A 13,193-nucleotide genomic window follows, 5' to 3' on the forward strand; every position below is an offset into this window, starting at 1 on the left:
GATGGCAGGGTCACATCTTTCCCTCACAAAACAAAGGGCATGTAATGCTGTCTTTGATCCTGAAGCGGCTTGGTATTGGTGTGATCACCGTGCTCGCCGTATCCGTGATCATTTTCTTCGGAACGAAAATCCTACCGGGTGATGCGGCGCAGATTCGCCTTGGGCAAGAAGCCACCGAGGCGAACGTGGCCGCAATGCGCGAACGCCTTGGGCTCGACAAATCCTATGTGCAGCAATACCTGAGCTGGCTTGGCAATTTCGTGCGCGGAGATCTTGGGGTGTCGCTGGCCAGTGATACCCCAATCATGAATCTCATTTCAGACCGCTATCAGAACACGCTCTATGTTGCGGTTCTGACAGCCGCCATCGGTGTGCCGATTTCCCTCACGCTGGGCATTCTGGCGGCGATGTTTCCCGGCACGCTCTATGACCGCATCCTGACTTTTGTCTCGGTCTCGCTTGTGGCCGCGCCAGAGTTCTTCACCGCGACCATATTGGTTCTGCTGATGGTCTTTGTCCTGGGCATCGGCAACGCCGTGGTGGTCGGATCCGCAGACGGTAAGAATATCTTCCAACTTATCGCGCATTTTGCTCTGCCCATCACGACGCTCAGTTTCGTCATTGCCTCGCAACTCATCCGCATGAGCCGTGCGGCGGTGCTCAACGTCATGAGTTCACCCTATATCGAGATGGCCATCCTCAAAGGCGTGCCGCGCCGTCGCATCATCCTGCGCCATGCTCTGCTTAACGCCATCGGACCGATTGTGAACGTGGTCGCGCTAAACCTTGCTTATCTTGTCACGGGTGTCGTCGTTGTTGAGGTCTATTTTGGCTATCCCGGTCTTGCCACGCTGATCGTGCAAGCGGTGCAAACCCGTGACTTCGTCCTGATCCAGGGCCTCGGCATGATCTTCTGCATGACCTACGTGCTGCTGATGCTCATCGCAGATATCGCAGCCATTACATCCAATCCCAGATTGAGGCACCCGAAATGAGTATCCCTGACCATCATACGCATTACGTCGCGCCTTTTGACGCCGATATCAGCTTCGATGAACTGCCCGACGCCCCACCTAGCCAGGCTTATTGGCCGTCCATCACCGGCTGGATCGGCATTGTGATCACTTCATTCTGGCTCTTCATCGCAATTCTCGGTCCATGGCTCGCCCCTTATGGAGAAAACGACCTGCCCTTCCCGGATGACTACAGCGAATTCCAAGAACCCAAAGAGGGCGCCTTTCTAGGCACCGATGTAGAAGATCGGGATGTTGCATCGCGCGTGATGTATGGAGCGGGACGCACCATTGGCATTGCTGTGGCGGCAACCTCACTTGCCTATTTCATTGGCGTTGTTCTAGGCATTGGGGCGGCGGTGTCCGGGCCAAGGGTCGATATGGTACTCAGCCGGATAAACGATGCCTTTCTCAGTCTACCCACCATCATGTTAGGCCTTGTCGTGGTGGCCGCGGTTGGGTCTTCGATTACGGTGCTCGTCCTCACGGCAGGATTTATCTATGCCTCCGTGGTCTACCGGTTGGCCCGCGCCATTGGTATGGAGATCATGGTCATGGACTATGTCGAGGCGGCTCGGGTACGCGGTGAGGGACGTTGGTGGATCATCACCCGCGAAATCTGGCCCAATGCGCGCATGCCGCTGATCACCGATTTTGGGTTGCGCCTGATCTACGTGATCCTCTTCATCTCATCCCTCAGCTTCCTGGGGCTTGGCATCCAACCGCCGCAATCAGACTGGGGCAGCATGGTGCGTGAAAACCTCGGAGCGTTGCAGTACGGCACATCTCAACTTTCGGTCATCGCCCCAGCTTTGGCCATTGCCACACTGACCGTGTCGATCAACCTGATCGTCGACGACATCTCTGCCCATGGTGGCGGCAAGCTGTCAAAGAGGATGTAGTGGGCATGGCGAAAGACACCCAGACACCCGAAGTGATCTTTGAGGCCGAAGATCTCTGCATCAGTGCCGTGCGAGAGGATGGCACCGATCTTCCCATCGTCAAGGATGTCAGCTTTCAGGTGCACAAAGGCGAAGTTGTCGCTCTGATCGGCGAAAGCGGGTCGGGAAAGACAACGATTTCACTTTCCGCTCTGGGCTATTGCAAGCCTGGGCTGACATTTGCTTCGGGCGAAGCGCGGCTTTTGGGCCGGAATATCGCAGGGCTCAGCACGGATGAATTGCGCCCTTCGCGCGGGATCAACGTGGCCTATCTTGCGCAAAGTGCAGCCGCCACGTTTAACCCTTCGATCCGTATCAACGAACAAGTCACTGAGGCCCCTGTTCTGCACGGCACGAAGACGCAGGAGGAGGCCAACAAAAAGGCGCTCGACCTTTATCGCGCGCTTGATCTGCCTGATCCCGAAACCATCGGAGCGCGCTATCCGCACCAGGTCTCCGGTGGCCAGCTTCAACGTCTCATGGCCGCAATGGCGCTCTGCGGCGACCCGGACCTTCTGGTGCTGGATGAGCCGACAACGGCGCTTGATGTGACCACGCAGATCGAGGTGCTGAAAGCCTTCAAGAAGGTGATCAAGGATGAAGGCGCTGCAGCCATTTACGTCACACATGATCTCGCCGTGGTGGCGCAAATCGCAGACTACATCGTTGTGCTCTACAACGGCGAAGTGAAGGAGGCCGGGCCGACAGATGTCATCATCAATGACCCGCAGCATCCTTATACCAAACGCCTGATGGCCGCGATAAACCCGCTGCCGGAAGAAAGCGACGCCGTGGAACCGCATGGACATGCCGCCGCCATCGAAGTGCGCAACATGGATGCAGGCTATGGACGGCTCAGCAATGGCGAACCTGCCGCGATGATCCTGCGGGACATCAACGTCACGATCCCCAAGCGCAAGACAATTGGTGTCATTGGCGAGTCTGGCTGTGGTAAGTCCACTCTGGCACGGGTCATGGCTGGGCTTTTGCCACAACACAGCGGTGAAGTTTTACTGGACGGTGTGGCTTTGTCCCCTCGGCTAGAGGATCGCGGCAAAGAAGAACTGCGCAAGGTGCAATTCGTCTATCAAATGGCCGACACGGCGCTCAATCCACGCCAGCGGATCAAAGATATTCTGGGCCGGCCCTTGACCTTTTACCAAGGGCTGCGTGGCAAAGCGCGGACCAAACGCGTGCTGGAGCTTCTCGAAATGGTCGAGTTGCCGCCGCCTTTTGCCGACCGGTATCCGCATGAGCTTTCGGGGGGCAGAAACAACGCGTCAACCTGGCAAGGGCGTTGGCAGCAGAACCCGAGGTGGTCCTTTGTGATGAGGTGACGTCCGCGCTCGACACTATCGTGGCGGCAAATGTGATAAATCTTCTAACGCGGCTGCAAGATGAAACTGGCGTGTCGTTTGTGTTCATCAGCCATGATTTGTCCACGGTCGCATCTTTTTCGGATGAGGTTGTCGTGCTCTATGCAGGGCGTGTTGCCGAGATCGGCAAGGTGAGCGAAATCCTGTCGCCGCCCTTCCATCCATACACAAGGCTGCTCATTTCCTCTGTGCCCGAGCCGCGCATTGGCTGGCTGGAAGAGACCACAGAATCGCAAGCACAGAAAGCCGGGCTGGCCAGCGGCGTCGAACTTCGCCAAACTGGATGTCCTTTTGTGTCGCGCTGTCCCGTGGCCATTTCAGGCATCTGCGATACGCAGGACCCACCAAAGCAACATGGCGCAGACGGCCATAGGATCGAATGCCATAGACCGCTAGATGAGCTGATGTAACTTCGAGAGGCGCAAGAAACGCTCTCAAATGAGACACAGCCACCAACCCCACCCCGGACGCTTTCAATGAAGTTTGTTCCATACGTACAGCGTTTCGCGATAAACCTGACCCACAGAGTGTTGCGAAACGTCGCGCGACACCCGATCGTTACATGCCTTTCGCCTTTCGCGGACGTCTCAGGTTAAAGGCCCGACGCGTTAAGACAGCTCTTTCGGACCATTTCCAGATAGACGCCTTTGATCAATGCGTCCGCATCCAGATTGTGCGGGGCCATCTTTTGGCAGGCCAAGTTGCGACACAGAAGTGCGATGCAGTCCATTCTCTGCCGAAAAAGATCGACATTTTGAAGCATTTCAGGAGTCATGCTGGCTTGTGATCCGTCACAGGAAAAAAGTCACCGATCATCTCATCAAAGCTGGCCGCGACCTTGGCCAGGTCTGCAAGTTCCGTTGCCAGGTTGGACAATACGTCTTTCACACAAATTTCACGGGACTGAGACATGTCACTCGTCTTCAAATGCGGCCAACAACGCGTTCGATACAGGCTTTCAAAGCCTCTGGTGAAAACGGCTTCTTGATGTAATTGTTCATCCCCAGTTTGAGACCACGATCTATAACACCCGGGTCCGCCGTTCCGGTCACAAGAATGAAACCGATCCTTTGTGTGGGTTTGAACCTGCGCAGCCCTTCCAAAAGTTGCAAACCATCTGCACCCGGCATGTTGTAATCAGAAATAACAAGATGCACTGGTTTAGCCGCCAGACGTTTGAAGGCGGACTCTCCGTCGGTGCAATAGTCAATGTTCTTGATGCCCATGGCCTCAAGCGCCATGATGATCAGCCCACGGCTAACTGACATATCGTCCACAACCATCACCGTCAGTTTTTCAGTGATACTCATATCGGACTCCTTTTTGCGACCTTTGGCAGAGCGTCAACCCGCCGATATTGTGTCGTGCCTGTTGGTTCAAAATGCGCATCATCAACCGAATGCACACGTTCAGAATGTCCGATAAACAAATGCCCGTCGGGTGCCAAAATTGCACCAAACCTTGACCACAGACGCGCTTGGGTCTCTGTGTCAAAATAAATCACGACGTTGCGGCAAAAAATGACGTCAAACAAACCCCGCATAGGCCAGTCGCGCAGCAGGTTCAGCTCGCCAAAGGTAACGAGTTCCCGCAGTTTTTCAGTCACATGCCATGCGGTTTCTACGTCATTTGACCTCTGAAAATACTTCTTGAGAAACACGTCGGGCACATGACCTTCCGCAAGATTTGGGTAGGTTCCGGTTTGGGCTGTTTGAATGACTTTGGCATCGATATCCGTTGCCAAAATGCGAAAGTCATGACGTGCCGCATCTGGGAAGGCCTCTAAAACCTGCATCGCAATCGAATAGGGTTCTTCTCCGGTTGAACACCCCGCAGACCAAAGCCGCACTCGACCGCCGTGCCGCGCACGCTCGACGAGCGGCGGCAAAACATCTTTGGCCAGCGCCTGAAAATGGTGATCCTCACGGAAGAAACGCGTGACGTTGGTGGTCAACAGCGAGGTTAGAAAACGTCTTTCCTCATGGTTTTCGCGCGCACTGATAAAACGGGTGTAGGACGAAAAATCCGTCATATCCAAATCGCGCAACCGCCGCGCCAAACGCGACACAACAAGGTTGCGCTTATTGTCGCCCAGAACGATTCCCGTTTCGTCGCGCACCAACTCGGCCAGACGCTTAAACGTAACCTCATCGATTGCAAGCGGCTGCAAGGGAGCAGAATTGGCCATGGGCTGCGTCATCGAACATCTTGTACTGATGAGGGCAGAAGACGGGTCAGGTTCAAACGGCGTATCATACGTCCGTCAATGACCAGCACACCTGATACATAAATGCGAACCACTTCATCGATGATGTCGGGTATCGGATGCATATCGCTTTCTTTTACGGAAAGGATGTCAGAGACAACATCTGCCAGGAGACCGACCGTCTGTGAGCCGATTACCGTAATGATAATCACATGCCTTGCACCGGGTTCGGTCGCGCCGAGACCCAGGCGCTCTGATAAATCCACCACGGGCACCACCGCCCCCCGCAGGTTGATCACGCCTTTCATGTAAGGCTGCGCATGCGGGAGGATCGTCGTTTCAGTCCATCCGCGTATTTCGCGTACGGATGTTAAATCAAAGCAAAAATCCTGATCTGCGACGCGAAATGCAACAACTTCATGCCGCTCTTCGGTTCGGTCTTCTAGGAGGGCGTCTTGCATAAGGTTATCCAATCATTTGCAGCTCAGCATCGCCTGACGCCGGTGCGGCATTGTCTGCGATGATGTTTTCGGGATCGATAATCAGAGCGATGCGCCCGTCCCCCAGGATGGTCGCCGCTGAAATGCCGTCAACCTGTCCATAGTTGGTCTCAAGGCTCTTGATGACCACTTGACGTTGATCCTGAATCTCGTCGACGACCAGCGCACATCTTTGGCCACTGTCGCTTTCCACGAGAAGAATGACACCGCCATCCATATCGCTCATTTCGCTGCGAAACCCGAACAAATGGCCAAGATCAATGATTGGAACCAGCGCCTGGCGGTTACGAAGAATCCTATCCTTCGCGCCGATGGTGTGAATTTCGACAGACCTAGGCTGAAGCGTTTCCTGTATGGCCGATATTGGCACAATCAGTGTTTGATCAGCGACCTTGATCACCATGCCTTCGAGGACCGCAAGGGTCAGAGGCAGGCTGATGGAAAAGCACGTGCCCTGCCCCGGTGTCGACTGGATTGCCACCCGACCACCCAGGCCAATAATCTCATTTCGAGCGACATCCAATCCCACACCGCGACCGGACAATTCGGACACTTCGTCTTTGGACGAAAACCCCGGCAAAAACAGCAGGTTGTCAATTTCGGTCGGGCTGAGCTCAGCTTCATTTCCAATCAAACCGCGTTCAACCGCAAGGCTGCGAACTTTGTTTCGATTGACCCCGGCGCCATCGTCAGAGATTTCGATCACAACACGCCCGGACCGATGCGCCGCTGACAGTGTCACTGTCCCTTCTTCGGGCTTGCCATTTGCGACGCGATCCTCTGGGTGCTCTAGCCCATGGTCGATCGCATTCCGGATCATGTGGGTCAGAGGATCCACCAATCGCTCCACCACAGTTTTGTCAACTTCGGTATAGTCACCTACCGTTTCAAAGCGCACACGCTTGGAGGTCGCTGCAGCAGCTTCGCGCACAATGCGAGACATGCGCTGAAACATCGGCTTCACAGGCTGGGCGCGAATGGCCATCACGCCTTCCTGAATCTCGCTTGCGAGTTGTTTCAGCCCGTCTAGCCCTTCTGAGACGTCGCTTTCGGCTGGCGGATCAAAGTCGATGATGGATTGCGAGAGCATGGCCTCTTTGATGACAAGCTCACCTACCAGGTTGATCAACTTGTCCACCTTGTCGAGGTCCACACGGATCGTGCCCCCCGTCTTTGGTCTTTCTGACTTGGGCTTGGGCGTCTCCTTAGCCGTTTTGGGTATGTTGTCAGCAAGCACAGGTTCCAGGTCTTGAGCTCCTGTCACGTCGCTCAACGATGGCAATTCGACAGCCATTGAGGCAGGCACCTCTTCATCAGCTGCTCCAAAAGCTGTCACATTCAGAATGCACGCATCCTCAACGAACTCGAAGGCTTCGCGTACGGTGCTCTCAGATACGTCAGTCACAAGACGCAAAGTCCAGCTGATGACACAGATGTTTGGGTCAAGCGCATTCAGCGGCGCGATTTGGTCCAGATCTGCCCTCACCTGTAACTGGCCCAACCGTTCAAGCGCTTGAAACAAAAACAACGGCTCGTTTCCAGACGTAAACAGCTCCGGTTTTGTGGTGAAATTGATTTCGAAACCTTGTTCTGCAAGGGCGCCTGTCAGCTCTGGCGCGCCCAGATCAAAATCCATGGCAATTGGTTCGAAATCCGGCATGATGTCTTCTTCGGGCCCCGGGGTCACTCCCGTTGCCGCGTTGAGGCGCGCGTGCAGAGCATCCGCAGCTTGCACGTCAAGCGCACTGCCGTCCCGCGAGGCTGCGACCAAGTCGGAGAGGTGATCCCCACATTGTCGGAAGAGTTCCAGTAAATTCGCATCCGCATCGACAGTGCCTGAACGGACCGTGTCGAGAGATGTCTCAAAATGATGCGCAAACACAACCAGGTCTTCGAGGCCAAAGGCACCTGCACCACCTTTGATGGAGTGCACGGCCCGAAAGATCGCATGCATGGTTTCGCTGTCATGCAAATCATCAGCCATCTGGTCAAAGCCATCTTGCATGGCCTCCAGAAGCTCTTCGCATTCATCAAAGAATGACGCTTTGAAGTCTTCCGTCTTAGAGCCCGTCATGCAGACCCTCCAGACGCCGCCACGCGTTCAATGGCCCAAACTAGTTTTTCTTCATCAAAGGGTTTGACGATCCAGCCTGTTGCCCCCGCGGACCGCGCGCGTGCTTTCAATTCAGGCGCTGTTTCCGTGGTTAGTACCAAAATTGGGATAACCCGGTCGGTTTGTCTGGATCGTGCGGCTTCGATAAAGCCAAAGCCATCCATCACCGGCATATTTACATCGGTGATCACGACATCTGGATGAAAGCTCTCCAGATGGCGCAGGCCATCCTCGCCGTCCTCGGCCAGATCCACCTCGTACCCCGCGTCGCGCAAAGTTGCGCCCAATAGGTTGCGCATGGTTCTGGAGTCGTCGATCGCCAACACGCGCAATGTCATGCTGCCTCTCCGTCGTCCGCCAGCAACCCTAGCGCCGTGATATCTACACCCAGGGTTGCACAACAGGCCAAGAGTTCAGAACTTGCCTTCAGCGCCAATCTGTAGCCATCGGCCTGCCATTGCTTTTGCGCGGACACCAGGGCTTGCACCCCTAAGGCACCGCAAAACGACACGTTTGATCCGTCAATGCAGACATCTCCACCTTTGCGTGATCTGAGGTCTTCCATAAAAACCCCAACGGAGGCACCGTCAAAACGCGCCTGCAATCTTAGGTCCATTGTCATTTTCAAACCTCTGTTCTGACGCAATTTAACTTTCCGAAACGGTCGGAATTCTGTCGTCTTTGGAAGTGTGTTTTGCAGCGCGGTCATCGACATGCCAGCGGCTCTGCTATCTTCTTCCAACTCACGTCATGCGCTTCCATGCAACCTCGCAAATTTCAATCCTTGATGAGGCAGCGCTGGCTTGGGAAGCGGCAGCAGTTCATCAAAAGTGTTGCTTGGTTAGCGGCTAAATGGAAACAAACACTTAATCGCAAATGGCATTCTTACGTCAGTACCAGCAATGCTTTTTGCCGAACATTATCGCTTTCTTAAGACACCGCACGATATGTCAAGATCGCTGCTGAACCGCATTCCCTGTCTATCGCAAAGTCTTTTCCAATGACCCTGGCCACCCCGCGCGCATTCTCTGTTTTACTTGTTGAACACCTTTCTAAGCCAACATTGAATGTGCCGATTTCTGCCCTGTCCCAGCCTGGTCTTGCTTTTTGGGATGTGTGCATGACCTGACAGACGCCTATCGAATGACAGAACAACACCAGCCCGATCTTGTTGTCATAGATGAGAAGTTTCTCGTTCAGAATGACTTCCCGATGTATGCCGCCCTGTTGGACATGCTTGGGGTGCACAGCCTTGTTTTGAGGGATACGACAACCAACGCAGTTTCCAATGGATGTGCTGATAGGCCAACCATCAAGGCCGCTGGCGGGCTCGGACCCTATCTGCGAGCCAAATTTAGTCTCGCCGATACAACTCTAGGTCTTACGGAATCTGACGCAAGGGGAGTGTGCGACGAAACAGTTTGGAGACCCGTTGTTATCGGAGCTTCAACTGGCGGTATAGAAGCTTTGCTTTCGGTTCTTTCAAAATATCCGGCGTCTTGCCCTCCAACACTCATCGTGCAGCATATCAACGGCAACTTCCTGAATGGTCTTGCGCAACGTTTAAACCGCCATTGTGATGCGTCTGTGACGCCAGCAACCCAAAACGCGAAGATTGCGCCTGGTCATATCTATCTTGCTCCAGGCAATTCTGAGCACCTTATGATCACGCCTTCTAGCCAAAGGTGCCGACTGCATGCTGCGCCGCCGGAATGTGGTCACCGACCGTCCGTCGATGCTCTTTTCAAATCGGCACTCGATCTTGCTCCGGAATTGGTCGCAGTTTTGCTGACTGGCATGGGTAAAGATGGGGCCAATGGGATGGCGCTGATCAAGGCGGCCGGCGGATGGACTATCGCACAAGACCGTCAAAGCTGTGCTGTCTACGGCATGCCGCGCGCCGCGCAAGAGTTGGGTGGGGTTTGCGAAACACTCCCGCTCAGGAAAATTGGGGATGCCATCCTGCGCGCAGCAGCCAAGCCCAAGAGAGCCTTGTCCCGTGTCGCTCGTTGAAACGAAAAAACACATAGTTCAGGGACAGTTTTATGTCTCAGAAATCCCAGGCGAAGTGATTTCGACCATTCTCGGATCGTGTGTGGCCGCCTGCTTACATGATCCAAAGACGCGTTTGGGCGGGATGAATCACTTTTTATTGCCGGGCAGCGATCCAAACACCAACCGCAATATCAAATACGGGGCGCATTCCATGGAACAACTGATTAATGCCTTGTTGCGTCGCGGCGCCGCGCGCAATCGTCTCGAAGTTCAATTGTTTGGGGGTGCAAATGTCGTCAAAGGTCTCAGCAGCATCGGCGATCAAAACGCAGCATTCGCACGCGACTTTGTCCAGAATGAAGGCTTTTGCCTGACTTATGCTGATCTTGGAGGCGTCAATGGCAGACGCCTGCAATTTTCACCAACAACCGGCCGGGCAGTCTCGGTGCGTTTTGATTCAGTTCCTATAGACATCGATCATCATATATCCAAATCACGACAACCCAACGCAGTCACAAGCGGCGTTGAGTTATTCTAAAGCAATTTTAGAAAACTTCGCTTTGGCGCTAACATTTGCGTAAGTGTTTTGTGCCATTTCCTTCGATCATCCAAAACTGTGCCCGAAGGATGCGAAATGCTTGGCAAGAAGACCCTGAAATTTCACCTTGTTGTACTGATCATAGGTTCTGTTTTCATGTCCGTCATGGCTGTGGCCGCAGCCCTAACAATCAGCACCAGAAGCGCTCTTTTGCATGAAATTCATACCAGTCAGGATGTAGGCCTCAATGTATTGGCATTTGATTTGCGAACCAACTACGCATCGGCGGGATTTGCGCCTCAAGAAAATGAAACCGGTCTGGTCAATCATGTCGAATGGAACGTGGTTCCAGCTTTCACCAATCACTCGATTGTAGACAATTCAACTGAACAGACATTTGGGGCCCTGTCGGTACTCAAAAGATCAAAGAACACGGACACCTTTTCTCGCGTCTCGACAACCTTGAGGACAACTTCAGGAGAACGCTTTCTAGGATCCCAGTTGCCCCAAGACCTTGGTGAGCTCTTACTGAAAGGTGAAACGCTCAGAACAGAGGTCTCACTCGCCGATACACGCTATCTGGCTAAGTATCTGCCCATTCACGACGCCAACGGTCTTGTTGTGGGGGCGCTCGAAGTGAATTTTCCCAAATCAGCACTTACGAAAATGCTGTGGGATCGGGTTGTACTTAGCGCCCTTGTCTCACTCACGGTGATTGGCGTCTCTGTTGTGCTGACACTTCTGATCGTGCCGCGTATTTTGCGGCCGATTTCGGATATCGACCAGGCGATCCGAGCAATTGCGGAAGGTGCCTACGAAACCGAGGTGCCGCACACGCAACGCGTCGATCAGATCGGGAATATTGCTCAGTCGATAAACGAGTTTGGGGCTGACCTTGCAACCTCCGCAGCCATGCGCGACAAGCAGGCCCTTCAACAACGAGAGGAAACACAGCGCGCAGAAAAACTGGCGGCAGAACAGACACGAGTCGTCTCAGATATCTCACAAGGGCTAGAGCGTTTGGCGACGGGTGACCTGTCACAGAAAATCGAAAACCCGACGGATAATCCATTTCCAGTCGAGTATGAGGGATTGCGCGTATCTTATAATCAAGTCGTGGATGAGTTCGGACAGATGGTCGTTGCACTCAATGAAGTCGCGGGCGGGGTCAGTTCGGGTGCCGCAGAAATCGACCAGGCCGCTGGTAATCTTGCATCCCGCGCCGAGACTCAGGCGGCCACACTTGAACAGTCCGCAGCGGCTTTGAATGAACTTACGGAAAGCGTTCATCAGACAAGTGAGCGGGCCTCGCAAGCCGAAATTGCCGGGCGCAACAGTCGCGAGGCTGCGGAAAGTGGCGCCCAGATCGTCAGAGATGCGGTCAATGCTGTGCACGCAATTGAAAAAAGCAGTGACAATGTGAGCCGCATCATTGGCGTTATTGACGATATCGCATTCCAAACCAATCTGCTGGCCTTGAACGCGGGCGTGGAAGCAGCCAGAGCCGGGGATGCAGGCAAAGGCTTTGCCGTTGTGGCTTCTGAGGTGCGCTCGCTTGCGCAGAAAGCTTCTGAGTCTGCGCGGGAAATCAAAGCTTTGATCACTGAGAGTTCGTCTCATGTCGAAACTGGGAGTAAACTGGTCAACTCTACCGGTGAGAAGCTTGAAAACATTCTGAACATGACGGTCGAGTTACAGGGGTATGTTTCAGAAATCGCCAGTGCCGCGCGAGAGCAAGCCACAGGCATATCCGAGATCAACAGCGGCGTCGGTCAGCTTGATACTGTTACACAACAAAACGCCGCGATAGCGCAGGAAACCAATGCAGCCGCCGTCGCGCTCAGCGAAAAATCCAATGCTTTGGTTGGAAACCTGCAACGTTTCAAGACATCGGACACACAGCAACAGGCGCATGGTCCAGTCGCCTTTATATCCAGCCAAGCGCCGGAACAGCACGCCTCGGTGCAAAACTGGCTCAGCAGTTTACAGTCGGATGACGACGATGGTGCTGTCGAAAGTGACAGACCAGCCACGGGCACCTTCGATGGATTTTGACCCCGCGAAAGAGCCGACAAACACTCTGGGTGTTGGAAAGACGAACGATAATCGCGCAGAGGCAACCTGGTACCCCAACCGTCAGTTTGAACGATATGATGTGCATCTTGATGCCAGGCTGACCTCCGCGGCGTGTGAATTCAGCGTACGCGTCAGAAACCTGTCTGGTGGCGGTGCCTGCCTGGACGTCACCAGTTTCATTATAGCGCAGGTGCCCGAAAACGCGTTTGCGCTTACAATCGATGGGTTTGGGCATCTTCCCTGCAGGACAAGTTGGAAATCTGCCAATCAATGCGGGGTGGAATTTCTTGTCAATCACACGAAGAAATCCGAACTGGACGCGCAATTGGCAAAAAAACTTGCAAATCCCAACTGACTTTGTCTTTGTGAGCCTTCGGGTAGAAACGTGCGATGCGATAAGGAGCAACGGATCTTCATGATCTTAAGCCCATGACG

Annotated in this window: 15 protein-coding genes; 8 read left to right on the top strand and 7 right to left on the bottom strand. The window is 54.0% G+C overall.

Annotation, left to right across the window (positions count from 1 at the left end):
- Positions 1 to 44 precede the first annotated feature (44 nt).
- From RZS32_RS01755 to RZS32_RS01770, 4 genes are read left to right on the top strand one after another with little or no spacing between them, the layout of a single operon-like run.
- On the top strand, positions 45 to 995 hold the full coding sequence (locus tag RZS32_RS01755; protein ID WP_317055317.1) for an ABC transporter permease: 951 nt from the start codon (positions 45 to 47) through the stop codon (positions 993 to 995).
- Entirely contained in the window at positions 992 to 1,915 is a 924-nt protein-coding gene (locus RZS32_RS01760; protein WP_317055318.1) for an ABC transporter permease, read from the top strand. The genes RZS32_RS01755 and RZS32_RS01760 overlap by 4 nt, the downstream gene beginning before the upstream one ends.
- 5 nt (positions 1,916 to 1,920) lie before the next feature.
- A complete protein-coding gene (locus RZS32_RS01765) occupies positions 1,921 to 3,291 on the top strand; it encodes an ABC transporter ATP-binding protein (protein ID WP_339106771.1) in 1,371 nt (456 codons plus the stop codon).
- 32 nt (positions 3,292 to 3,323) lie between these two features.
- Positions 3,324 to 3,740, top strand: a complete 417-nt coding sequence (locus RZS32_RS01770) for an oligopeptide/dipeptide ABC transporter ATP-binding protein (protein WP_339106772.1) — start codon at positions 3,324 to 3,326, stop codon at positions 3,738 to 3,740.
- Positions 3,741 to 4,101: 361 nt separating this feature from the next.
- Here the strand turns inward: RZS32_RS01770 and RZS32_RS01775 are convergent, their stop codons facing one another.
- Genes RZS32_RS01775 through RZS32_RS01805 form a run of 7 tightly spaced genes read right to left on the bottom strand, consistent with a single transcriptional unit; the run spans position 4,102 to position 8,771 of the window.
- Positions 4,102 to 4,242, bottom strand: coding sequence for a hypothetical protein (locus RZS32_RS01775; protein ID WP_339106773.1), 141 nt, complete (start codon positions 4,240 to 4,242; stop codon positions 4,102 to 4,104).
- Between the two features lie 11 nt (positions 4,243 to 4,253).
- Complete coding sequence (locus RZS32_RS01780) at positions 4,254 to 4,640, bottom strand: response regulator (RefSeq protein ID WP_317055322.1); 387 nt, start codon at positions 4,638 to 4,640, stop codon at positions 4,254 to 4,256.
- Positions 4,637 to 5,530 (bottom strand): CheR family methyltransferase, encoded by an 894-nt coding sequence (locus RZS32_RS01785; protein WP_339106774.1) that lies wholly within the window; start codon positions 5,528 to 5,530, stop codon positions 4,637 to 4,639. Before RZS32_RS01785 ends, RZS32_RS01780 begins: the two co-directional genes overlap by 4 nt.
- Positions 5,527 to 5,997 carry a chemotaxis protein CheW gene (locus tag RZS32_RS01790; RefSeq protein WP_317055324.1) on the bottom strand — a complete coding sequence of 157 codons (471 nt, stop codon included), beginning with the start codon at positions 5,995 to 5,997 and terminating at the stop codon, positions 5,527 to 5,529. Before RZS32_RS01790 ends, RZS32_RS01785 begins: the two co-directional genes overlap by 4 nt.
- A gap of 4 nt (positions 5,998 to 6,001) precedes the next feature.
- A complete protein-coding gene (locus RZS32_RS01795) occupies positions 6,002 to 8,110 on the bottom strand; it encodes a chemotaxis protein CheA (protein ID WP_317055325.1) in 2,109 nt (702 codons plus the stop codon).
- The gene (locus RZS32_RS01800; RefSeq protein ID WP_317055326.1) at positions 8,107 to 8,487 is read right to left on the bottom strand and encodes a response regulator; all 381 of its coding nucleotides are present in this window, start codon (positions 8,485 to 8,487) and stop codon (positions 8,107 to 8,109) included. The genes RZS32_RS01795 and RZS32_RS01800 overlap by 4 nt, the downstream gene beginning before the upstream one ends.
- Positions 8,484 to 8,771 (bottom strand): STAS domain-containing protein, encoded by a 288-nt coding sequence (locus RZS32_RS01805; protein WP_339106775.1) that lies wholly within the window; start codon positions 8,769 to 8,771, stop codon positions 8,484 to 8,486. Before RZS32_RS01805 ends, RZS32_RS01800 begins: the two co-directional genes overlap by 4 nt.
- Positions 8,772 to 9,292: 521 nt before the next feature.
- Between RZS32_RS01805 and RZS32_RS01810 the strand changes: the two genes are divergently transcribed.
- The 4 genes from RZS32_RS01810 (at position 9,293) to RZS32_RS18955 (ending at position 13,113) form a co-directional block, all read left to right on the top strand.
- The gene (locus RZS32_RS01810) at positions 9,293 to 10,162 is read left to right on the top strand and encodes a CheB methylesterase domain-containing protein (protein ID WP_339106776.1); all 870 of its coding nucleotides are present in this window, start codon (positions 9,293 to 9,295) and stop codon (positions 10,160 to 10,162) included.
- Complete coding sequence (locus tag RZS32_RS01815; protein WP_317055329.1) at positions 10,149 to 10,682, top strand: chemotaxis protein CheD; 534 nt, start codon at positions 10,149 to 10,151, stop codon at positions 10,680 to 10,682. The genes RZS32_RS01810 and RZS32_RS01815 overlap by 14 nt, the downstream gene beginning before the upstream one ends.
- Before the next feature lie 96 nt (positions 10,683 to 10,778).
- Positions 10,779 to 12,737, top strand: coding sequence for a methyl-accepting chemotaxis protein (locus RZS32_RS01820; RefSeq protein WP_317055330.1), 1,959 nt, complete (start codon positions 10,779 to 10,781; stop codon positions 12,735 to 12,737).
- Positions 12,727 to 13,113, top strand: a complete 387-nt coding sequence (locus tag RZS32_RS18955; RefSeq protein ID WP_317055331.1) for a PilZ domain-containing protein — start codon at positions 12,727 to 12,729, stop codon at positions 13,111 to 13,113. The genes RZS32_RS01820 and RZS32_RS18955 overlap by 11 nt, the downstream gene beginning before the upstream one ends.
- Positions 13,114 to 13,193 lie beyond the last annotated feature (80 nt).

The sequence above is a fragment of the Roseovarius sp. W115 genome (assembly GCF_032842945.2).
Taxonomy (GTDB): Bacteria; Pseudomonadota; Alphaproteobacteria; order Rhodobacterales; family Rhodobacteraceae; genus Roseovarius; species Roseovarius rhodophyticola.